Here is a 20,219-nt window from a genome sequence, read left to right as displayed (position 1 = left end):
ACAGGAGGATTCGAATGCCAACTCAAGAAGCAAAAGCGCACCGCGTCGGCGAATGGGCAAGCCTGCGTAATACGTCGCCGGAAATTGCCGAAGCCATTTTTGAAGTCGCTCACTATGACGAGAAACTGGCAGAAAAAATATGGGAAGAAGGTAGCGATGAGGTGCTGATCAAAGCCTTTGAGAAAACGGACAAAGACTCGCTCTTCTGGGGCGAACAAATCATCGAACGTAAAAACGTATAACACAAACGCCCCCGCCTGCGCGGGGGCATATGGCTATTTTGCAGCAGTGTTCATGACGTTATCGAACTTATCCAGCGGACAGAAGCCGTTCGCATCCACCGGACATCCTTTCAGTTCCAGCGTTACCCTTTGCGCGGGCGATTTGAGCGTTAACGCTTCCGCATTGCGTAACTGCCGGGAGCTCTGGTAGACATACTCGATTTTCATCAAATCCCGGTTAGCGTTGCCGTCATGCCAGCGTTGGAAGACAAGCTGACCGCCAATCGGCGTTCTCTCATACTGGTCATGGAGCTGATAGGGTTTAAAATCCAACGCCGTCAGCAGCGACGCGATATTGGAATCATGCCCCACCAGCACGGTAACCTTCGACGCGCTAACGCGATCGGCAACCAGCACCTTATCGATATATTTCACCAGCGGCGCAGCGACATTGCGCGCCACCGTGGGTGAGGTAAACAGGCTGTCCTGATAGCCGTTTTTCAGTTTTGACAGCACCTTCCACTGCCGATCGGTGTGGATCCCGCCCCAGGCGACCTGATCCATCGGAAACCCTTCGTAATATTGCAGGGTAAACGCATCCACCAGCGAGTTCCCTACTTTAAGCGGCCCCTGCACGCCAGGCTCTTGCTGATAGTTCGCGCTGAAGGTATCTTTCGCGTCGATTAGCGAACACTGATGCTTCTCTTTGCAGGACGGCGAGTCCTGATAATGCGTTATCTGCTCAAGCAGTTTATAACTCTCATCAAGATGTAGCTGACTACGCGCCTTTTCCATCGCCTGTACGGCCTGTTGCCGGAACGCGGCGGAATCATCGGTAATCACCGGATTGAAGGTAGGGTCCATAGTGCCCATTTTTTCCTGATGATGAACAGGAATATCACAGCCGGGGAAAGCGCCGGTAATGAAAAATTGCGCGGTGGCGACGGTGCGCTGCAAACTATTCGCATAGGCATATACCGTGTCGGGCGCCGGACATTCTCCCGACGGTATCAGCCCCTGCGCGACCAGCCATTCACGTGTGTAATGTCCCATATAGACTTCCAGCACGCCGCCTTTCGTCGTCAGTTGCCCGCCGGGAACGTTCCACGCCGGCCAGGCGTTCGGCGTCGACTGCGCCAGTACGCTGCCATTATTCGCCAGCGGCGCCCGCAGATTATGGCGGCTCATCATCAGCACCTGTTGTAATTGATAACCCTCCGGCGTTGTCTGCGCCTGTACGGCGGATGACAACAAAACAGCCCCTGCCACAGCAACAGCGAGTAATGATTTTTTCATCCCTATGACCTCTTGTTGTTATCAAATCGTTCTGAGTGTGACAGAAATGGATCATTTTTCCGGGAACGATTTCGCAAAACGGGGGTTTTTCTTACAGTAAACGCGTTAGCGCCGGGAAACCCCGGCGCATATTCAGAACGTTTTTGCCCACCACAGCCGAAGCTTCATGCCCCAATAGCTGGTCCAGCCGCTGGTGGTGAACACAACCCGACCTTGTGAAACCACCACCAGCGTTGGCGTCACGCTGATTTCCCAGCCAGCGGATAAGGCGCCTTTAGCATCATTGACGACCGGGAAGTCAACGCCCTTGCGCGCCAGCCAGCGGGCAACCTCAGCGTCATCGCCGGAGCGGAGCGCAACGGTCATGACGTTTTCCCCTTCAGCCGCCAGGCGAGCGACCGCAGGCGTAGTAAAGCGGCATACCCCGCACCAGCTGGCCCAAAAATAGAGCAGTACGGGGCGTTCCTCGCTCAAGGTCGCCAGAGTTGTCGACTCTCCCGTCAGCGTATGTAACGGTGTCGCGGCAAACGCCGGAGGCGCCTGCGGCGCGCGCCAGACGTCCATGACCACCATTATCGCGATGAGGAGCGCCAGAAAAACCGCGGCTTCACGCAGCCAACGCCGCAGTTTAGCCGCCATTGGCAGCCGCCAGTTTTTCTTTCACCACCGCTTCCAGCGTATCCCAGGGCACCGCGCCCGGAATCAGCTCGTCGCCAATGATCGTCGCTGGCGTTCCTTGCACGCCGACCAGCCTTGCCAACTGCAAATTAGTGCGTATCGTTTCCATGCTTTTTTCATCCAGAGTCACTGGCGTAGCCCCTGCTTTCTGCTGGGCCTGTTTAATACTGTCATCCGTATGGTAACCGCGCTTTTGCATGAGTTTTTCATGTAGCGCGAGGAACTGTTGCGGATGCTCGCGCCAGGTGGTCAGCGCAATACGCGCCGCCAGTATGGAACTCTCTCCTTTGAATGGCAGCGGTTTAATAATGACCGCAACGTCAGGATATTTCTGTACAATCTTTTCCAGCATCGGATCGAGCTGTTTGCAGTACGGACAGTTGTAATCCGTAAAGTTCACCAGCGTCAGCTTAGGGTGTTTAGCGCCTATCCGCGGGCTGGCAGGGTCGTTAAACAACGCCGCATGGATCAGATTTTCAATCTGCTTTTCCTGATCCGGCGTAAAAGGGGCGGTTTCTTGCGCGATGCTCAGCGTTGAAAACAGCGCCAGCAGTAAAACAATCATGTATTTCATTGGGTTATTCCTTTCGCTTTTTTCAACGTTTGTAATACCGCATCGCGGGTCAGCAAAGTGGGCAATGCCTCCCCTTCCGGCAAGCCGGGGCCATATACCTGATTAAACGGCACGGCGACCTGGCCACGCGTTTTCAGAAAATCTGTAATGGCATCGGACGGCAGCGTCCAGTCTCCCCGCAGCGCCACAACATCCGGCTGTTGCAAGGCGGCCTGCACATCCTCTTTTTGCAGGACGTTGTATTTATTCACTTTACAGGTAATACACCAGTCCGCAGTGACATCGACAAATACCCGCTTATGCTGCGCCAGCGCCGACTGGATTGCCTGTTCACTCAAGGGTTGCCACTGAACCGTGTCTTGCGCGCTCTTTGACGCAGTGAAGCCGAAATGCGGCAGGAGTAACGTCGCCAGCCAGATAGCCGATCCCAGCATCATCAGACCGAGGATCCTGCGCAGGACATTCATCCAACGCCCGGGGCGCGGTAAACGTAGCGCAAGCCCTGGTCGTAGCGCGACCAGTAGCCACGGCGCGCTCATTCCCAGGCCAAGCGCAAGGAACAACCCCCACAGCGTCGGCAACGACGCCGTGAGCGCCACGGCGACCGCCGTGCCCAGAAACGGCGCGCTACAAGGCGTCGCCAGCAGCGTGGCGAATGCCCCCTGCCAGAAATGTCCCGACATACCGTTACCGCCGTAAGTGGCCAGTTTCGTGGTCATAGATGAGGGAAGCCTGAACTCAAAAAGCCCGAACAGGCTGGCGCTAAACAACAACATCACCAGCGCCATAAAACCAATAAACCATGCATTCTGGAACTGGACTCCCCAGGCCAGCGCATGGTTTGACAGGCGAAGGAGGGTCATAAACGCCGCCAGCGCCATAAATGACGCAATGATACCGGCGACCGAAGCCAAAAATTGTCGCCTGATGTGAGAGCGGCTTTTTTCCTCTACCAATAAAATAGAGCCAAGCTTCATGCCCAGAACCGGCAGTACGCAGGGCATTAAATTAAGAATCAGTCCGCCGATCAGCGCCATCATTACAACTTGCCAGAAAGGTAGCGCCGCATTGTCCGGCGTTTGCGCTGGCGCAGCGCCAATGGTTTGCGTGCTCTCCTGGGCGATAGCGCCATCGGCTAACACGAGGGTCAGCGATTTGTTGCGCAAATCGGGCGCCTTTTCGCCCCAACTGTCCGTCACCGGCACCGTCGCCTGTAACCTGTCGCCCTCTACGCGCAGGCGAGGCTTCGCAAAATCGACGTCATCTATGGTGTCAAGATAGAGCCCGGGCGATGACCAGCCCGCCGCTCGCGTAGCAGTGACCACCAGTTCTCCCGGGCGATAGCCGACGTCAAGCGAGTCCGTTAGCCCACTGCGGAGCGGAACTTTACCCATCGCCCGCGCATAGTCATGGGCAAAATCGGCATTCTGCACAGTGGGCTTCACGGAAAAGGGGTAATCGGTCAACAGACAAACATTGCTGCAGGTTGATAACGTCAACACGCCGCTCAAGGTCGCCGGCGGCGTACCGCGCACGATCATCGGAAAGGTCACCTCGTCGTGATATCCCTGGGTGGTGATATTCGCCACATCAAAGCGCGAGGGGGTTGGCCAGAACCAGCTTACCTCAGGCATGTCGCCTTTCCAGGCGATAGAGGGCGCCACGCCCCCTTCCCCCGGCGCGCGCCAGTAGGTTTTCCAGCCGTTTTCCAGTTTGACATCCAGCAACAGCCGGGTCTCACCGTTAGCGGACGTATCGGCACGTAGCCGTATGCTGGCATGGTCGTTATCGGGCGAACGCAGCCAGCCGCTTTCCGCCGCCCAGGAGACGGGCAGCCAAAGCCATAACAGGCAGAACAGTATCTGCCTGAACAAAATCATCATATTTTTTCTCCGTGAATGAGTAATTAACCGTTAGCAATAACCGGTCTGTCATTCACGGAAGACACAAAATCGTAGATGTACCCGTAATGTGGGCGGCGAAATAGCCCGTGGAGGCGAAAAAGGCAGGCGCATGACCCGGACAGGCGCCAGTAAGGAAAGCAGTAGACAAAGCGCAAGGATAGCGCCTTCAAAGAGTACCGGAGGCGCCGCCAGCAGCGACTTGGCGCTTAATTCGCAGGGGGTGACCGGCGAGCCGTCATCTGTCGAGGAGGGAGCGCTGACCACCGCAGCAGAGGCCGTCGCCTGCATCTGCAAGGCGTGCAGGCCCGCCATGCGTTGCGCGGTACAAACCATTACCACGACACATGCAAGGCAAAGAAACCACCAGCCCATCCGTTGTTGTTTCGCCATTGCGCCCTCACTGTTTAACGCGAGTTATCTTAGCCACTGGCACGGTTTTGGCAACCTTTCCCCTGTAAAGTTATGTCGGCGCGCTGCGCAACCTTCTGATAGTCGAACAACGTAATTTATTCTTACTAATGATATAACTGGTGTTTTCATACGCACTTTTCAGGTTTACCCTACACTTAGTGGAGAAACCTTTTGGGGTCCCTTCTGTATGTATTGATTTAGCGAGATGATGCTATGGAACTTAAGGATTATTACGCCATTATGGGCGTGAAACCGACGGACGATCTCAAGACGATTAAGACCGCCTATCGCCGACTGGCCCGCAAGTACCATCCTGATGTCAGCAAAGAACCCGATGCCGAAGCCCGTTTCAAAGAGGTTGCTGAAGCATGGGAAGTGCTGAGTGATGAGCAACGGCGCGCCGAGTATGACCAGTTATGGCAACACCGTAACGATCCACAATTTAATCGCCAGTTCCAGCAACACGAAGGCCAGCCGTATAACGCCGAAGATTTTGATGATATTTTCTCGTCTATTTTTGGTCAGCACGGTCGCCATTCGCACCACCGCCACGCCGCACGCGGTCATGATATCGAAATTGAAGTGGCGGTATTCCTGGAAGAAACGCTGGAAGAGCACCAGCGTACGATTAGCTATTCCGTCCCCGTTTATAACGCGTTCGGCCTGGTGGAGCGGGAAATTCCCAAAACATTGAATGTGAAAATCCCGGCTGGCGTCAGCAACGGGCAACGAATCAGACTGAAAGGCCAGGGCACGCCGGGGGAAAACGGCGGACCTAATGGCGATTTATGGCTCGTTATCCATATTGCCCCGCATCCGCTCTTTGATATTGTCAATCAGGATCTGGAAGTCGTCCTTCCGCTTGCCCCATGGGAGGCGGCGCTCGGCGCTAAGGTGTCTGTGCCAACGCTTAAAGAGCGTATTTTGCTGACCATTCCCCCCGGTAGCCAGGCAGGTCAGCGGCTGCGTATCAAAGGAAAAGGATTAGCCAGTAAAAAGCACACTGGCGATCTCTATGCCATCATCAAAATCGTTATGCCGCCGAAACCTGACGAGAAAACAGCTGCCCTGTGGCAACAACTGGCGGACGCGCAGTCGTCCTTTGACCCACGCCAGCAATGGGGGAAAGCATAATGGCTAACATCACTGTCACCTTTACCATCACCGAATTTTGTTTGCACACCGGCGTGACGGAAGAGGAGCTAAACGAAATCGTCGGACTTGGCGTAATTGAGCCTTACGAAGACGATAACGCCGACTGGCAATTCGACGATCGCGCAGCGAGCGTGGTACAACGCGCGCTACGCTTACGCGAGGAGCTGGCGCTCGACTGGCCAGGGATCGCGGTCGCGTTAACGCTGCTGGAAGAGAATTCGCGGCTGCGCGAAGAAAACCGGTTACTGCTGCAACGCCTTTCTCGCTTTATCTCGCATCCCTAATCCACGATAAAGGCAATAAACCGAGGGTGGGCTTTCTGCCCACCCCGGATTTACATGCACCCGGTATAATACCAGAATGCCTCTGACATACTTCCCCCAACGGAAGAAATATAGCCTTTCACCGCGCACAACCCGATCAACGAACCGCCAATGTCAGCCATTAATGCGCCATTGCGAAGATCATCGTTTAAATAAAGACCAGCCACACGTTCACATTTTTTAGATACGTCGGTTATTTTTACACGTTAGCGATCATTTATTGCCTGAAGAATATATTCTTTCACTGTTTTGTACTCTCTGGTTGATACGTACCTTCTCCCTGTCAATGCCGGGTAAAATGTACCGCTGCGCTTACAGGTTGCGGTATTTATAAATAAGAAATACAACAGTCACTTACAGTTTAATAATTGAGCGTTATAACATCCACTACCGCCCAATATTTACACCACGCCTAAAATACAAAAATGTAATAGAATGTAAACAAAATAAGAGCATAAAATAAATAACTTATTAAAAAATCAATATAAATAGAGTGGTCAATAAAAAACGATCGTTTTCAACGAGTTATGTTTCTCAGATTTTCATCTATCCTGAATAGGCTTGCGGAAAATGTAATTTACACCATTGACTATTTCACTTAAAAGGTTTCTGTAATGGAATGGAAGGTCGTTGATACAGTTATAAGTCCCTCTACCGGAGTGTCGTTCTCATGCATACATAGCCTAAAAAATCTTAGATTGACCTTATGGTATCAGGCAGATGTTTACATGCCTCCAGGTAGCATTATCATCCCCTTTAATAAGGGGGTCTTAATAAACGATAAACTTTATCCCGTTACTGTTTACAACGTTACCAGGTTTAATCCTGCTCTATGGAAATCGCTTAAAGAAAATAGCCACTGTCCTGGTAACTGCAATCCTAAACCAGAAGCCTGCAGTTATCCTTTCGAGTGTCTGGTATCCGTTTGTCCATTTGGTTTAACCAGAAATATTCAAATAGATAATAAGAAAGTTTAGGAAATAAAGTATGCATTAGCCATACTACTGATTAAGTGTATTCGCGCATGTTTGCAGTATTTTGCAGTTAAATATGTTTGATATAAAAATTGTACAGTTCGGATATTTTTTGATTCGTTTAATCTAACCTTCACTTTGGCAACGAGGAGCCGGTACAGAGGATATTACTGATGGCCGGCAGACAAAGAAACGCATTGCTTTTAACACTGTATAAATTCCATCCGTGACATTCTTATTTCGTGATATTTCACCAGAGCAATCATCTTACCTTTATTGTGCATAAAAATCAGCAAGTAGTGTTTAGAAAAAATAATGTTTTAGACAAAAGCTCTGCGCGTCATGCTGATCGCCAAAAGCATAACGGGCTGACATCATGTCAGCCCGTGGGTTTACCCCTGCCCTGATACTTACGGTACGCTTATCGTCATATTGTCATGACCGACAATGACAGGGCCCGGGTAATTTTTCATGGCTTCCTGTTGCCAGACGTCATCCGCAACCGTCGCAGGCACCAGATGACTTAACACCAGTTTTTTCACGTGGGCCTCGCGAGCAATCTTACCGACATCTTCAATCGTGGTGTGATGCGACGCAATCGCTTCAGCCAGCGTTTTTCCGTTGCCAATACTATTAGCCAGTTTTGCTACCGAAGGGACATGTACCGCCTCATGTACGAGGATATCCGCCCCCTGGGCAAACGTTGCAAGCGGCGGAAACCAGGACGTATCGCCAGAGAAGACGATTCGCTTACCCTGGGTATCAAAACGGTAAGCAAACGCTTCACCGTCCGGGAAAGGGGAATGAGGCACTTTTAGCGCGCTTATTGTAACCAGTTCATCTTTATAGATGACGCCCTGGCCAATATCGGTCGCCTTAACCAGGTTGCGCGGATCGGGTTTCCCCTCTTCTTCCATGCGTAGCGTGATATCCCTGTCAAAGACCTTCCAGCTAGCCTTCGTCATCGCCTGGGTTCCCGGCGGGCCATACACCTGTATGGTATGGTCTTTCAGACCACTTGCCCAGGCATTCATCAGCAAGGAAGGATAATCCAGTATGTGGTCGCTGTGCAGATGGGTAAGCAAAATAGTATTGATGTTGCGCAGTGGAATGCCGTTTTTCACCAGTTGCAGACTGGCGCCGTAGCCGGCATCTATCAGCCATATTTTATCGCCGATAGTGAGCGCCGTCGCTTGCGGTAGTCTGGCTGTATTGAGCAAAGAAGGCCCGCCTTTGGTGCCCAGTAAAACAATGTTGATCTCTTGAGGCGCAGGAGTACCGGCAGCAATGGCAAGGTGGCTTTGCGCCAGCATACAAACCGCCAGCATAGCGACGCTTTTTTTCATCATGTTTTTACTCTTCTTAGTTGAGAAAAGAGGGAACTTCACGTTGGCGAAACTGCGAAGGAGAACAGCCAGCAAGGCGATTAAAGAAACGGGCAAAATAAGCCGGATCTTTAAAACCTAATTGCCAGGCGATCTCGTTGACAGCATTGTCGGAAAAAAGCAGCAGTCGTTTCGCCTCGCGTAATTGCCGATCAAAAATCAGGCGTTTAGGCGGGCGATTAGCAAAACGTCGGCAAATATCGGTCAAACGAGATTCGGTAATATGCAGCTCGCAGGCATAATCGGGCACCGTCCAGTGCTGATGGAAGTGGTTGTCAATTAACAGGGTAAAGCGCTGAAAAAGTTTCAGTTCACCGCGCATCCCGGTTGCGGCGTGATCGTCCAGCTTCGCATTACGCAACAGCAAGGTAAATACCGCCTGCGCCAGTAGCACCAGGGTATGTTCGCAGCCAGCCAGTTGTTCCGTGGACTCCCGCTCAATTAGCTGCCAGTAATGTTTGAGCGCCGCCAGCTCGTTGGGTTTATCCGCCAGCGACAGGCAGATTCCCGGCAGGCCAAAGGCCTCTCTGGTGCCGGGATAAAGCACTTCCAGCAGCGGCCAAACCAGCTCTTCGCGTACCGTCAGAACATGGCCATCGCTATCCGATTCGGTAATAAAAGCATGCGGCACCGAGGGCGGCGTAAGCACAAATAGCGGCGCCTGCACCGAATAGCGATGATCGTCGAGCTGTAGCTCAATCTGCCCGGTATCAAGAAAGTGCATTTGAAAAAACTGGTCGTGGCGATGCGCCTGCATATCACGACCAAAGAAATCCGCCATACGAGCAAACGACTGATAATGCACATCGTTACTGCCCATGCTTTCGTCATACTCTTTGCTGATATCAATATTGGCGATCGCACGTTGGCACATAGTTTCTCCTCAAGGGGTGGCGCGCGGACGCGATGCTTTCATGGGAATGAGCCAGATAATGGCGGCGCCGACGACTAACAGAGAAGCGACAAACCAGAGTCCGCTATTGAAGCTACCGGTGATATCTTTTAGCCAGCCAATCATAAACGGGCTAAGCGCGGAGCCAATATTGCCGGTGGCATTGATGACCGCAATGCCTATCGCCCTGGCGCGTAAACTGATCGACTGATCCGGCGTGGTCCAGAAGATCGCCATCGCGCTAAAGGAACCCGTGGATGCCATCACGATCCCCAGGAGCTGGATCAGGTTATGATCGGTCGCCGACGCCAGCAGCCAGCCCGCGGCGGCAAACAGGAACGGCAACGCCGTGTGATGTTTACGTTCCTGATGTTTGTCCGAATGGCGGCTCCAGTAAATCATGCCCAGAATAGTACAAATCTGCGGGATCGCCGCCAGCAGGCCGATGGTGATATTGCTACTGCCTTCATTAAAACTTTTCAGGATTTGCGGCGTCCAGATACTAATGGCGCTAAGCGTATTGGTAAGGCAAAAATAGGCCAACGTATACATCAGTACAATTGGCGTGAATACTTCGCGCCACAGACTACGCTGCTGCATGGCGTTATGGCTGATGGCCCCCTCCGGCTGAACCAGCGTCAGGCGGTCATTATCCATCATCTCCTGCAAACATTTTTTATCCTCTGCCGTCAGCCATTTGGCTTTTGCCGGGGTATCATCCAGGTAAAACCAGACCATAATGCCTAACAAAACTGACGGAAATCCTTCCAACAGGAATAACCACTGCCATCCATGCAGATTGAATATGCCGTCCAGCGATAAAATATAGCCGGAGACAATCGACCCCAACGCGGTAGTGGCCGGCATGGCAATCATAAATAATGCGTTGGCGCGGGCGCGGAAAAATGCCGGGAACCAGTAGGTTAAATAGAGCAATATTCCTGGCAAAAAGCCCGCTTCGGTAATGCCCACCAGCATTCGCAGCACATACAGGCTTTTCGGTCCCACCGCGAACATCGTGGCGGTAGATGCAATGCCCCATAGCACCATAATGGTCGCAATCCAGCGGCGGGCACCGACGATGCTCAACATCACGTTGCTGGGAATGCCGAAAATGACGTAGGTGGCGTAAAACAGCGTCGTGGCAAGACCAAACATGGTGGCGCTTAACCCCAGATCCTGCCCCATCGTCAACCCGGCAAAACCAATGTTGATACGGTCTAAAAACGAGAAGATAAACAACACGAATAAAAATACGATCAGTCGGCGGAACAGTTTATTTATGACGGTTTGTTGACCCGTGCTGAGCGCGTTGTGCGAACGGACAGACTCGGGGCTTTCCGGAAGTGCAGATGATGTGTCGCTCATTTTTTTTCCTCTGATGGGAATTTTGTAGGGTACTACGGTTGCCCGGTAGCGCTACGCTTACCGGGCCAGGCTTAATAGACGCCGGACGCACCGGACAGTTTTTTTTCTACGCCAAAGCGCGCCGCCAGCGCCTCCGCGCCGCGCGCCAGCAGCGTGGTGTCAACGCCGACGGCGACAAATAGCGCCCCCAGTTCCAGATAACGTTTCGCCAGTGCTTCATTGGCCATCAGAATCCCCGGCGCTTTCCCCGCCGCGCGTATCTGCACGATGGCGTTCTCAATCGCCGCCTGCACTTCCGGGTGCTGCGGATTGCCGGCAAAGCCCATATCGGCGCTGAGGTCCGCCGGACCAATAAACACGCCGTCAATGCCATCCACGTCGAGAATTGACGCCAGATTGCTCATCGCCTCACGCGTTTCAATCTGCACCAGTACGCACATGGCGTCGTTGGCCTGGTGGAGATAGTCCGGAATGCGGTTCCAGCGCGATGCCCGCGCCAACGCGCTGCCCACGCCGCGAATACCAGCAGGCGGATAACGCGTAGCCGCCACGGCGTTTCGCGCTTCATCGGCATTCTGCACCATCGGTATCAGCAGCGTTTGCGCGCCGACGTCGAGCAGTTGCTTAATCTGTACCGGATCGTTCCATGACGGACGCACCACCGGCTCGCTGGGATAAGGCGCAATCGCCTGCAACTGGGTCAACACCGTCTGCACGTTGTTTGGCGCGTGTTCACCGTCAATCAGTAGCCAGTCGAAGCCGGCGCCCGCTAACAGTTCAGCGCTGTAACTGTTGGCAAGCCCCAGCCACAAACCGATTTGCGGGCGCCCCGCTTTTAACGCGTCTTTGAAAGCATTTTTCATCGTTTTTTCCTTACACAAACCGGCAACTGATCGCGCCCATGTTGCCGTAATCGACATGGAAGGTGTCGCCCTTGCGCGCCGGCACCGGGCGGGTGAACGAGCCGCCGAGGATGATCTGCCCGGCTTCAAGCTGGACATCGTAGGGGGCAAGCTTGTTCGCCAGCCACGCCACGCCGTTGGCCGGATGATTCAGCACGCCTGCGGCGACGCCGGTTTCTTCGATCACGCCGTTGCGATAGAGCAGCGCGGAGATCCAGCGCAGATCCAGCTCGTCTGGTTTGATGGGACGACCACCGAGGATCACCCCGGCGTTGGCGGCGTTGTCGGAAATGGTGTCGAACACTTTGCGCGGGCGCTGGGTTTCCGGGTCGATGTTGTGGCTGCGGGCGTCAATCAGTTCCAGCGCCGGAATCACATAATCCGTGGCGTTGTAGACGTCGAACAGCGTGCAGTGAGGGCCGCGCAGCGGTTTCGCCAGCACAAACGCCAGCTCCACTTCAATACGCGGGACGATAAAACGGTCGGTGGGGATATCGCCGCCGTCATGGAAGAACATATCGTCAAGCAGCGCGCCGTAATCCGGTTCGCTGATTTGCGAGCTGGCCTGCATCGCTTTTGAGGTCAGGCCGATTTTGTGGCCTTTGAGCGTGCGCCCTTCGGCAATTTTGATATTGACCCATTCGCGCTGTACGGCATAGGCATCTTCAATAGTGATGTTGGGATAATCCAGCGACACTGCGCGAATCTGTTCACGCTGTTTTTCAGCCTGATTAAGTCGCTGGGCGATCAGGGTATGGGTCTGTTTATCGAGCATAATTGCTTCCTGTTACGTCATTCGGTGCTGCTGCGCCGGGTGGCGACGCGGGTGCGTCTTACCCGGCCTACGGTTCGGTATTGCTTCGTGCATCGTTTTTTTTGTAGACCCGGTAAGCGCAGCGCCACCGGGCGAAAGAGTGTGCTATTTAAATAACGCGTGTACGTTGTTTTGTTTGTAATTGAGCGTCGGATGTAACTCGGCAATCTCAAACGACAGCGCCAGATAGCGGTTCTCCATCAGGTCGGCGAAGTGGGCTTTAATCAGCCCAAACAGCATTTCGCCGACTTCCTGACGGCTCTCCAGGCTGCGCCCGGTACCGATTTTCAGCGTCATATGCACAAACGCGTAATCATGCTTACCGTCAGCCATCTGCCAGGTATCCAGCCAGTGGGCGCGACTGCGGATACCGCCGATGGGGAAAATCCCGCTGGTGGCCAGCGCCTCGTTTACCTTGCTGAACAGGCCGGGTAAATCAGCCTGCTCGCGAATATTTTCAGTACATTCAGCAATAAAGTGCGGCATAAAGCCCCCTTACGCAGGCAGCGGGAAAACAGCGTTCACCTGGCCGGTACCGGAGCTGGCGAACAGGTCGGTGATGAACTCCACCTTGCCGTCGTATTTGTCCCAACCCAGCATTCCCAGCAGCATGACCGTGTCGTGCATGTTGCCTTCGCCGTAGCAGTAGTCGGCGTACTCCGGCAACATGGTGCAAAACTCCTTGAATTTGCCTTCGCGCCACAGCTTGACCACGCGCTCGTCCATTTGATGATCGAACTCGCGGGTGTAGCTGTTCATCCCCTCTTCCGCCCGTTGGTCGTCAATAAAACGGTGCGACAGAGAACCACTGGCGAATACCGCTACGGTACCGTCATATTTCTCAATCGCCTTGAGAATGGCTTCGCCCAGTCTGCGACTGTCGGCAAAGTCATGCACAGTACAGAACGCCGAGATGGAGACCACTTTGAAGTGCTTGTCGCTGTTCATGTAGCGCATCGGCACCAGCGTGCCATACTCCAGCTTCAGGCTCGGGATGTTATGCGCTTTAGCGCGCACGCCCAGTTTGACCGCCTCGTCGGCGATCAGATGGCCGAGTTCCGGATTACCGTCATAGTCATAGGTCATGTCGCGAATAAAGTGCGGCAATTCGTTGCTGGTATAGACGCCCTGGAAATGGTCGGCACAATTAATGTGGTAAGCGCTATTCACCAGCCAGTGGGTGTCGAATACGATAATGGTGTCAACGCCCATTTCGCGGCAACGCTTGCCAATTTCAATATGCCCATCAATGGCTGCCTGACGACAACCGTGATTTTTTCCTGGCAGTTCAGAAAGATACATCGACGGCACGTGGGTAATTTTTGCTGCTAACGCTAACTTGCCCATATCAAACTCCCCATTTTGGGATAGGATGGTCGCCCATTGAGATGCAGACGTTTTTCATTTCCGCAAACACTTCGAAGCTATATTCGCCGCCTTCGCGCCCGGTACCGGAGGCTTTCACGCCACCGAACGGCTGACGCAGGTCGCGGACGTTCTGGGTGTTGACGAAGACCATGCCGGCTTCAATCCCACGCGCCAGGCGCAACACTTTGCTCACGTCCTGGGTCCAGATATAAGAGGCCAGACCGTATTCCACGTCGTTCGCCAAACGTAACCCTTCAGCTTCGTCTTTGAATGGCAGCAGACAGGCGACTGGCCCAAAGATCTCTTCCTGCGCGACGCGCATACGGTTGTCGACATCGGCCAGCACGGTTGGGCGCAGGAAGTTACCGCCTTTCAGATGCGCAGGCAGGTCAGTGGGTTTTTCCGCACCGCCCGCCAGCAGCGTTGCGCCCTCTTCAATGCCGAGGCGAATATAACCGGAGACTTTTTCCCAGTGCTGTTGGCTAATCAGCGCGCCGACCTGGGTGTTCGGGTCGGTCGGATCGCCGACACGCAGGCGATTCGCGCGTTCGGCAAAGCGCTTCACGAACTCAGGGTAAATGCTCTGCTGGATAAAGATGCGCGACCCGGCGGTGCAGCGTTCGCCGTTGATCGAGAAGATGGTGAACAGCGCGGCGTCCAGCGCGCGCTCAATGTCGGCATCTTCAAAAATCAGCACCGGCGATTTGCCGCCCAGCTCCATCGAGTATTTTTTCAGGCCGGCATTTTTCATGATATTGCGACCGGTGGCGGTACCGCCGGTAAACGACACCGCACGCACGTCATGGTGGCGTACCAGCGCATCGCCCGCCGTCGCGCCATAGCCCTGCACCACGTTCAGCACCCCTGCCGGAATTCCTGCCTCCAGCGCCAGCTCGCCCAGCCTGTCAGCAGTCAGCGGCGACAGCTCGGACATTTTGAGCACCGCGGTGTTACCCAGCGCCAGGCACGGCGCGACTTTCCAGGTCGCGGTCATAAACGGCACGTTCCACGGCGACACCAGCGCGCAGACGCCGACGGGCTGCACCAGCGTATAATTGAGCATTTTATCGTCAACCGGATAGGTCTTGCCGTTCATCTGCTGGCACACTTCGGCGAAGAATTCGAAGTTATGCGAGGCGCGAGGGATCAGCACGTTTTTAGTCTGGTGAATAGGCAAGCCGGTGTCGGCGGTTTCCATCGCCGCGATTTCCGGCACATGCTGGTCAATCAGATCGCCAAGGCGACGCATCAGGCGCGCGCGCTCTTTCATCGGCAGGTTGGCCCATTTCGGGAACGCCTCTTTTGCCGCCGCAACAGCCTGGTTCACTTCTGCTTCACCGCCGGAGGCCACTTCCGCCAGCACGTCACCGGTCGCCGGGTTAGTGGTCTGGAAGTAGTCGTTACCTGCAACGTTTTTGCCGTTAATCCAATGATTTATTTTCTTCATTTTGCACTCTCCTCACTGACGATTCGGTTAACCAGGCGACCCACGCCTTCTACTTCCACGACAACTTCATCCCCCGGCACCACATCGGACAACCCTTTCGGCGTACCGGTGGCAATCATGTCGCCCGGCTGCAACGTCATAAATTCGCTCAGATAAGAAATCAGGAACGGGATGCTGAAGATCAGATCGGCGGTCGTCCCTTCCTGGCGCAGCTCACCGTTAACAAAGGTGCGTAACGTCAAGTTGTGCGGATCAGAAACCGCCTCTTTATCCACAATCCACGGGCCTATCGGCGTCAGGCCGTCGCGGCTTTTTACCCGCAGATTCGGACGGTAGTAGTTTTCCAGATAGTCGCGGATCGCGTAGTCGTTACAGACGGTGTAACCGGCCACATACTCCATGGCTTCGGCTTCGCTCACCTTACGCGCCGTTTTGCCAATCACCACGACCAGTTCGGCTTCGTAGTGCATATATTCGACGTTGTTCGGGCGCACCGACGTTTGGTGATGTTCGGTAAAGGTGTTTGGCGCTTTGATAAATACCAGCGGCTCTTTCGGCGGCGTAAATGCCAGCTCGCTGGCGTGATCGGCGTAGTTCAACCCCAACGCAAATAACGTACCCGTCGCTGACAGCGGCCACGTAAAAGTCTGGTGGCGGGCGAATTCATCTTCTGCGACAACCGGATTTTCCAGAGCGGGTAAACCTTTCGCCAGAATACGCACCCGATCGCCGGGACGCAGCGCAACGCGATTCTGCGGCGTACCGAGTAAGATCGCATCGCCAGGGTTAAGCGTAGCGAACTCACTTAACGCGCTAAGCAGTTGTGCGGCGCTACGCTGTAAATCGGCAGTATTCCAGTGGTCCGCTTCTCGTCCGTTGATTTCCGTGATAATGGTGAGGTTATCCACATCACTCAGCGGCGCCATTTCACCCAGCGGGCAAAAGCCATCGCGACATTTCGCTTTAATCGCCGGGCGATAAAAGCTCTCTTCCGGCAGGCTGACCTCGTTAGCCAGCGCATACCCGGCGATATAGTCCGCCGCCGCTTCAGGGCGTATCCGGCTGGCGGTTTTCCCCACAATGAGCGCCACTGTCGCGCCGCTCAGTACCTTTTCTCCCTGCGGATAAGGAATGGGCTCGCCGTGACGAATCACCGTATTACGCGGTTTGATGAACCACACTGCGGTTTTAGGCGGCGCATTATAGGGAGGCTGAGAGAAAGCCTCTTGCCAGGCATCAAGCTGACTGCGATGGTTTAACGCAACGGCGAAAACAGTACCCTTCATACATAAACTCCTCAGGCCGCTTCAACGGGCTGTGATTTCATTAATATATTAATGATTAGATTTATGCTTTCGCTGTACATTTAGCAAGCTGAAGTAAAGTATTTGTGATGTGATTAACAATATTTTCACAAATTTATTATTAAATGCATACATATCAAAGAGTTAAATAAAAGTCCTTGTTTCTGTTAAACTTTGGACATAAAACAGATGTCATAGCTCACATCGGTAAACACGAATTATTCAGGTATTAATAATTCTGCAAAAGAGAAACGCTTATGCATGATTCATTAACCATCGCATTGCTTCAGGCGCGCGAAGCGGCAATGACCTATTTCCGCCCCATCGTTAAAAGCCACAATCTGACCGACCAGCAATGGCGCATTGTGCGAATCCTGGCCGATAGCCCCTCTATGGATTTTCACGAGCTGGCCTTTCGTTCCTGCATTTTGCGTCCAAGTCTGACCGGAATATTGACGCGCATGGAGCGAGACGGACTGGTGTTGCGACTCAAGCCGGTTAACGATCAGCGTAAGTTATATGTCATGTTGACGGAGCAGGGACAAACGTTGTACGCCCGTGCCCGAAGCCAGGTAGAAGAGGCTTATCGAAAAATTGAGGCCGATTTCACGCCCGAAAAAACACAGCAATTGATGCTGCTGCTGGACGATCTTATTGCTCTGGGACGCCAGCATCCTGATAGCGAAGCGGAAGCATAGTATTCTTTCCTTCCCACGCCGCCGACACGGGAATCCCCTCCCGCTTACAACGTTGACGGCGATCGCATTTTACTCTTCTTCTTCGACGTTCATCTGAAAAGTACCCGCCGTTGTCCTGAAAGTCTCTTCACAGTTTACGCTTCTGCCTATTCAATTGAACAACAAATAAGAAACATATTATTAACAAAACATTCCGATTAACGAGGAAGAGGCCGCAATGAAACCTGAAGATTTTCGTACTGATAACAAGCGTCCGTTAACGGGCGAAGAGTATTTAAAAAGCCTGCAGGACGGGCGGGAAATTTATATTTACGGCGAACGCGTTAAAGATGTTACGACACACCCGGCATTCCGCAATGCCGCAGCCTCTGTCGCACAACTGTATGACGCATTACATAAACCGTCGATGCAAGATACCCTGTGCTGGAATACCGATACCGGCAGCGGCGGTTATACGCATAAATTTTTCCGCGTGGCGAAAAGCGCAGACGATCTGCGCCAACAGCGTGATGCTATCGCCGAGTGGTCACGCCTGAGTTACGGCTGGATGGGACGCACACCGGATTACAAAGCCGCCTTTGGCTGCGCTCTGGGCGCTAACCCAGCCTTCTACGGCCAGTTTGAGCAGAACGCCCGCAACTGGTACACCCGCATTCAGGAGACCGGCCTGTACTTTAACCATGCTATCGTCAACCCGCCCATTGACCGCCACAAACCTGCCGACGAAGTGAAAGACGTCTATATCAAGCTGGAGAAAGAGACGGACGCCGGGATTATTGTCAGCGGGGCGAAAGTTGTCGCCACTAACTCCGCCCTGACTCACTACAACATGATTGGTTTCGGCTCAGCCCAGGTGATGGGCGAAAACCCGGATTTCGCTCTGATGTTTGTCGCGCCAATGGATGCCGAAGGCGTAAAACTTATTTCGCGCGCCTCGTATGAAATGGTCGCGGGCGCGACGGGCTCGCCGTTTGATTATCCACTCTCCAGCCGCTTTGATGAAAACGATGCCATTCTGGTGATGGACAAGGTGTTGATCCCGTGGGAAAACGTGTTGATTTACCGTGATTTCGATCGTTGCCGTCGCTGGACGATGGAAGGCGGCTTTGCCCGTATGTATCCACTGCAAGCCTGTGTTCGTCTGGCGGTTAAACTTGATTTCATTACCGCGCTGCTGAAAAAATCGCTCGAATGTACGGGTACCGTAGAGTTCCGGGGCGTGCAGGCCGATCTCGGCGAAGTCGTGGCCTGGCGCAATATGTTCTGGGCATTGAGCGATTCTATGTGTTCCGAAGCAACCCCGTGGGTAAACGGCGCCTGGCTACCGGACCACGCCGCGCTGCAAACCTATCGTGTGATGGCCCCAATGGCCTACGCGAAAATTAAAAATATTATTGAACGTAACGTTACCAGCGGCCTGATTTACCTGCCTTCCAGCGCCCGCGATCTGAATAATCCGCAAATCGACCAGTACCTGGCGAAATACGTACGCGGCTCTAACGGAATGGACCATGTTGAACGTATCAAAATTCTTAAATTGATGTGGGATGCCATCGGCAGCGAGTTTGGCGGTCGCCATGAGCTGTACGAGATTAACTACTCGGGCAGCCAGGATGAAATTCGTCTGCAGTGCCTGCGTCAGGCCCAGAGCTCCGGCAATATGGATAAGATGATGGCAATGGTCGATCGCTGCCTCTCCGAATACGATCAGAATGGCTGGACGGTTTCGCATTTGCACAATAACGACGACATCAATCAACTGGATAAGCTGCTGAAATAACGCGGCAGGAGGTTCTCATGCAAGTAGATGAACAACGTCTGCGTTTTCGCGATGCGATGGCAAGTCTGGCGGCAGCGGTCAACATCGTAACCACGGCGGGTCACGCCGGACGCTGCGGTATCACCGCAACAGCGGTCTGTTCCGTCACCGATACGCCGCCCTCCGTGATGGTATGTATTAATGCCAATAGCGCCATGAACCCCGTCTTTCAGGGCAACGGCAAGCTGTGCATTAATGTACTTAACCATGAGCAGGAGCTGATGGCGCGCCACTTTGCCGGTATGACGGGGATGGCGATGGAAGAGCGTTTTCACCAGCCATGTTGGCAAAACGGGCCGCTGGGCCAGCCGGTACTTAACGGCGCGCTGGCCGGTCTTGAAGGCGAGATCAGCGAGGTACAAACCATTGGCACGCATCTGGTGTATCTGGTGGCGATCAAAAATATTATTCTTAGCCAGGATGGGCATGGCCTGATTTATTTCAAACGCCGTTTTCATCCGGTCAGACTTGAGATGGAAGCGCCTGTTTAACCGTCACTCATGCCCACAAGCGGGATAACCACCGCTTGTGGGAGAAGAGTCGATACGCTGAAGATTTTTATTCCCGCCGCGATGTTTGCTCGCCATAAATCGCGGCGATTAATACAATCTAAGAGCCTATCCCACCAGGCGTTATTGGCGCAGCCAGTTTGGACACGGACAGCGCGCAAAAACCGGAGCGTACAC

At 53.5% G+C, this 20,219-nt stretch carries 21 protein-coding genes; 7 read left to right on the top strand and 14 right to left on the bottom strand.

The window, feature by feature from the left end; genetic code table 11:
- Window positions 1-14: 14 nt before the first annotated feature.
- Entirely contained in the window at window positions 15-242 is a 228-nt protein-coding gene (locus tag ACLJTG_RS22960) for a YccJ family protein (RefSeq protein WP_001143125.1), read from the top strand.
- Between the two features lie 33 nt (window positions 243-275).
- On the opposite strand, the gene agp is transcribed toward ACLJTG_RS22960, so the two are convergent.
- The 5 genes from agp to ACLJTG_RS22935 form a co-directional block, all read right to left on the bottom strand.
- Window positions 276-1,517, bottom strand: a complete 1,242-nt coding sequence (agp, locus tag ACLJTG_RS22955) for a bifunctional glucose-1-phosphatase/inositol phosphatase (RefSeq protein WP_079951472.1) — start codon at window positions 1,515-1,517, stop codon at window positions 276-278.
- Between the two features lie 132 nt (window positions 1,518-1,649).
- Complete coding sequence (locus ACLJTG_RS22950) at window positions 1,650-2,156, bottom strand: protein disulfide oxidoreductase (protein WP_000729206.1); 507 nt, start codon at window positions 2,154-2,156, stop codon at window positions 1,650-1,652.
- Entirely contained in the window at window positions 2,146-2,769 is a 624-nt protein-coding gene (locus tag ACLJTG_RS22945; RefSeq protein ID WP_000876685.1) for a DsbA family protein, read from the bottom strand. Before ACLJTG_RS22945 ends, ACLJTG_RS22950 begins: the two co-directional genes overlap by 11 nt.
- The gene (locus ACLJTG_RS22940; RefSeq protein ID WP_058107694.1) at window positions 2,766-4,652 is read right to left on the bottom strand and encodes a protein-disulfide reductase DsbD family protein; all 1,887 of its coding nucleotides are present in this window, start codon (window positions 4,650-4,652) and stop codon (window positions 2,766-2,768) included. The genes ACLJTG_RS22945 and ACLJTG_RS22940 overlap by 4 nt, the downstream gene beginning before the upstream one ends.
- A gap of 48 nt (window positions 4,653-4,700) precedes the next feature.
- Window positions 4,701-5,063, bottom strand: a complete 363-nt coding sequence (locus ACLJTG_RS22935) for a copper resistance protein (protein ID WP_001118902.1) — start codon at window positions 5,061-5,063, stop codon at window positions 4,701-4,703.
- Between the two features lie 234 nt (window positions 5,064-5,297).
- Between ACLJTG_RS22935 and cbpA the strand changes: the two genes are divergently transcribed.
- From cbpA to ACLJTG_RS22920, 3 genes are all read left to right on the top strand, one after another.
- Complete coding sequence (gene cbpA, locus ACLJTG_RS22930) at window positions 5,298-6,218, top strand: curved DNA-binding protein (protein ID WP_000420603.1); 921 nt, start codon at window positions 5,298-5,300, stop codon at window positions 6,216-6,218.
- On the top strand, window positions 6,218-6,523 hold the full coding sequence (cbpM, locus tag ACLJTG_RS22925) for a chaperone modulator CbpM (protein ID WP_001284251.1): 306 nt from the start codon (window positions 6,218-6,220) through the stop codon (window positions 6,521-6,523). The genes cbpA and cbpM overlap by 1 nt, the downstream gene beginning before the upstream one ends.
- A 653-nt stretch (window positions 6,524-7,176) precedes the next feature.
- On the top strand, window positions 7,177-7,539 hold the full coding sequence (locus tag ACLJTG_RS22920; protein WP_001542612.1) for an anti-adapter protein IraM: 363 nt from the start codon (window positions 7,177-7,179) through the stop codon (window positions 7,537-7,539).
- A gap of 407 nt (window positions 7,540-7,946) precedes the next feature.
- Here the strand turns inward: ACLJTG_RS22920 and ACLJTG_RS22915 are convergent, their stop codons facing one another.
- The 9 genes from ACLJTG_RS22915 to hpaG form a co-directional block, all read right to left on the bottom strand.
- Window positions 7,947-8,885: an MBL fold metallo-hydrolase gene (locus tag ACLJTG_RS22915; RefSeq protein WP_000976561.1), complete on the bottom strand. Its 939-nt coding sequence runs from the start codon at window positions 8,883-8,885 to the stop codon at window positions 7,947-7,949.
- A gap of 13 nt (window positions 8,886-8,898) precedes the next feature.
- The gene (gene hpaA, locus ACLJTG_RS22910; protein ID WP_000336602.1) at window positions 8,899-9,795 is read right to left on the bottom strand and encodes a 4-hydroxyphenylacetate catabolism regulatory protein HpaA; all 897 of its coding nucleotides are present in this window, start codon (window positions 9,793-9,795) and stop codon (window positions 8,899-8,901) included.
- Between the two features lie 9 nt (window positions 9,796-9,804).
- A complete protein-coding gene (hpaX, locus tag ACLJTG_RS22905; RefSeq protein ID WP_001285795.1) occupies window positions 9,805-11,181 on the bottom strand; it encodes a 4-hydroxyphenylacetate permease in 1,377 nt (458 codons plus the stop codon).
- Between the two features lie 71 nt (window positions 11,182-11,252).
- Window positions 11,253-12,044: a 4-hydroxy-2-oxoheptanedioate aldolase gene (gene hpaI / locus ACLJTG_RS22900; protein ID WP_023244840.1), complete on the bottom strand. Its 792-nt coding sequence runs from the start codon at window positions 12,042-12,044 to the stop codon at window positions 11,253-11,255.
- 10 nt (window positions 12,045-12,054) lie between these two features.
- Window positions 12,055-12,858, bottom strand: coding sequence for a 2-oxo-hept-4-ene-1,7-dioate hydratase (gene hpaH, locus ACLJTG_RS22895; protein WP_000884795.1), 804 nt, complete (start codon window positions 12,856-12,858; stop codon window positions 12,055-12,057).
- Window positions 12,859-13,002: 144 nt separating this feature from the next.
- Window positions 13,003-13,383, bottom strand: coding sequence for a 5-carboxymethyl-2-hydroxymuconate Delta-isomerase (locus ACLJTG_RS22890; protein WP_023218304.1), 381 nt, complete (start codon window positions 13,381-13,383; stop codon window positions 13,003-13,005).
- Between the two features lie 9 nt (window positions 13,384-13,392).
- Entirely contained in the window at window positions 13,393-14,244 is an 852-nt protein-coding gene (gene hpaD / locus ACLJTG_RS22885) for a 3,4-dihydroxyphenylacetate 2,3-dioxygenase (RefSeq protein ID WP_000516978.1), read from the bottom strand.
- A gap of 1 nt (window position 14,245) precedes the next feature.
- On the bottom strand, window positions 14,246-15,712 hold the full coding sequence (gene hpaE, locus ACLJTG_RS22880) for a 5-carboxymethyl-2-hydroxymuconate semialdehyde dehydrogenase (RefSeq protein WP_000723524.1): 1,467 nt from the start codon (window positions 15,710-15,712) through the stop codon (window positions 14,246-14,248).
- Complete coding sequence (hpaG, locus tag ACLJTG_RS22875; protein ID WP_000679210.1) at window positions 15,709-16,998, bottom strand: 4-hydroxyphenylacetate degradation bifunctional isomerase/decarboxylase; 1,290 nt, start codon at window positions 16,996-16,998, stop codon at window positions 15,709-15,711. Before hpaG ends, hpaE begins: the two co-directional genes overlap by 4 nt.
- 275 nt (window positions 16,999-17,273) lie before the next feature.
- Here hpaG and hpaR point away from each other — a divergent pair, with 275 nt between their 5' ends.
- The 3 genes from hpaR (at window position 17,274) to ACLJTG_RS22860 (ending at window position 20,024) form a co-directional block, all read left to right on the top strand.
- Window positions 17,274-17,714 carry a homoprotocatechuate degradation operon regulator HpaR gene (gene hpaR, locus ACLJTG_RS22870; protein WP_000543920.1) on the top strand — a complete coding sequence of 147 codons (441 nt, stop codon included), beginning with the start codon at window positions 17,274-17,276 and terminating at the stop codon, window positions 17,712-17,714.
- A 217-nt stretch (window positions 17,715-17,931) separates the two neighbouring features.
- Window positions 17,932-19,494, top strand: a complete 1,563-nt coding sequence (gene hpaB, locus ACLJTG_RS22865; protein WP_000801496.1) for a 4-hydroxyphenylacetate 3-monooxygenase, oxygenase component — start codon at window positions 17,932-17,934, stop codon at window positions 19,492-19,494.
- 17 nt (window positions 19,495-19,511) lie between these two features.
- Window positions 19,512-20,024, top strand: coding sequence for a 4-hydroxyphenylacetate 3-monooxygenase reductase subunit (locus ACLJTG_RS22860; protein ID WP_001195551.1), 513 nt, complete (start codon window positions 19,512-19,514; stop codon window positions 20,022-20,024).
- The last annotated feature ends 195 nt before the right edge of the window (window positions 20,025-20,219 follow it).

Origin of the sequence: Salmonella sp. SAL00672, assembly GCF_046552175.1 — a bacterium.
Lineage (GTDB): Bacteria > Pseudomonadota > Gammaproteobacteria > Enterobacterales > Enterobacteriaceae > Salmonella > Salmonella enterica.
The sequence above is the reverse complement of the archived record's forward strand: the minus strand, read 5'-3'. Positions and strand labels throughout refer to the sequence as shown.

What these genes read in the sequence shown, in the direction of transcription:
- ACLJTG_RS22960 (WP_001143125.1), top strand. Translation starts at nt 15, where the DNA reads ATGCCAACTCAAGAAGCAAAAGCGCACCGCGTCGGCGAATGGGCAAGC.
- agp (WP_079951472.1), bottom strand. Translation starts at nt 1,517, where the DNA reads ATGAAAAAATCATTACTCGCTGTTGCTGTGGCAGGGGCTGTTTTGTTG.
- ACLJTG_RS22950 (WP_000729206.1), bottom strand. Translation starts at nt 2,156, where the DNA reads ATGGCGGCTAAACTGCGGCGTTGGCTGCGTGAAGCCGCGGTTTTTCTG.
- ACLJTG_RS22945 (WP_000876685.1), bottom strand. Translation starts at nt 2,769, where the DNA reads ATGAAATACATGATTGTTTTACTGCTGGCGCTGTTTTCAACGCTGAGC.
- ACLJTG_RS22940 (WP_058107694.1), bottom strand. Translation starts at nt 4,652, where the DNA reads ATGATGATTTTGTTCAGGCAGATACTGTTCTGCCTGTTATGGCTTTGG.
- ACLJTG_RS22935 (WP_001118902.1), bottom strand. Translation starts at nt 5,063, where the DNA reads ATGGCGAAACAACAACGGATGGGCTGGTGGTTTCTTTGCCTTGCATGT.
- cbpA (WP_000420603.1), top strand. Translation starts at nt 5,298, where the DNA reads ATGGAACTTAAGGATTATTACGCCATTATGGGCGTGAAACCGACGGAC.
- cbpM (WP_001284251.1), top strand. Translation starts at nt 6,218, where the DNA reads ATGGCTAACATCACTGTCACCTTTACCATCACCGAATTTTGTTTGCAC.
- ACLJTG_RS22920 (WP_001542612.1), top strand. Translation starts at nt 7,177, where the DNA reads ATGGAATGGAAGGTCGTTGATACAGTTATAAGTCCCTCTACCGGAGTG.
- ACLJTG_RS22915 (WP_000976561.1), bottom strand. Translation starts at nt 8,885, where the DNA reads ATGATGAAAAAAAGCGTCGCTATGCTGGCGGTTTGTATGCTGGCGCAA.
- hpaA (WP_000336602.1), bottom strand. Translation starts at nt 9,795, where the DNA reads ATGTGCCAACGTGCGATCGCCAATATTGATATCAGCAAAGAGTATGAC.
- hpaX (WP_001285795.1), bottom strand. Translation starts at nt 11,181, where the DNA reads ATGAGCGACACATCATCTGCACTTCCGGAAAGCCCCGAGTCTGTCCGT.
- hpaI (WP_023244840.1), bottom strand. Translation starts at nt 12,044, where the DNA reads ATGAAAAATGCTTTCAAAGACGCGTTAAAAGCGGGGCGCCCGCAAATC.
- hpaH (WP_000884795.1), bottom strand. Translation starts at nt 12,858, where the DNA reads ATGCTCGATAAACAGACCCATACCCTGATCGCCCAGCGACTTAATCAG.
- ACLJTG_RS22890 (WP_023218304.1), bottom strand. Translation starts at nt 13,383, where the DNA reads ATGCCGCACTTTATTGCTGAATGTACTGAAAATATTCGCGAGCAGGCT.
- hpaD (WP_000516978.1), bottom strand. Translation starts at nt 14,244, where the DNA reads ATGGGCAAGTTAGCGTTAGCAGCAAAAATTACCCACGTGCCGTCGATG.
- hpaE (WP_000723524.1), bottom strand. Translation starts at nt 15,712, where the DNA reads ATGAAGAAAATAAATCATTGGATTAACGGCAAAAACGTTGCAGGTAAC.
- hpaG (WP_000679210.1), bottom strand. Translation starts at nt 16,998, where the DNA reads ATGAAGGGTACTGTTTTCGCCGTTGCGTTAAACCATCGCAGTCAGCTT.
- hpaR (WP_000543920.1), top strand. Translation starts at nt 17,274, where the DNA reads ATGCATGATTCATTAACCATCGCATTGCTTCAGGCGCGCGAAGCGGCA.
- hpaB (WP_000801496.1), top strand. Translation starts at nt 17,932, where the DNA reads ATGAAACCTGAAGATTTTCGTACTGATAACAAGCGTCCGTTAACGGGC.
- ACLJTG_RS22860 (WP_001195551.1), top strand. Translation starts at nt 19,512, where the DNA reads ATGCAAGTAGATGAACAACGTCTGCGTTTTCGCGATGCGATGGCAAGT.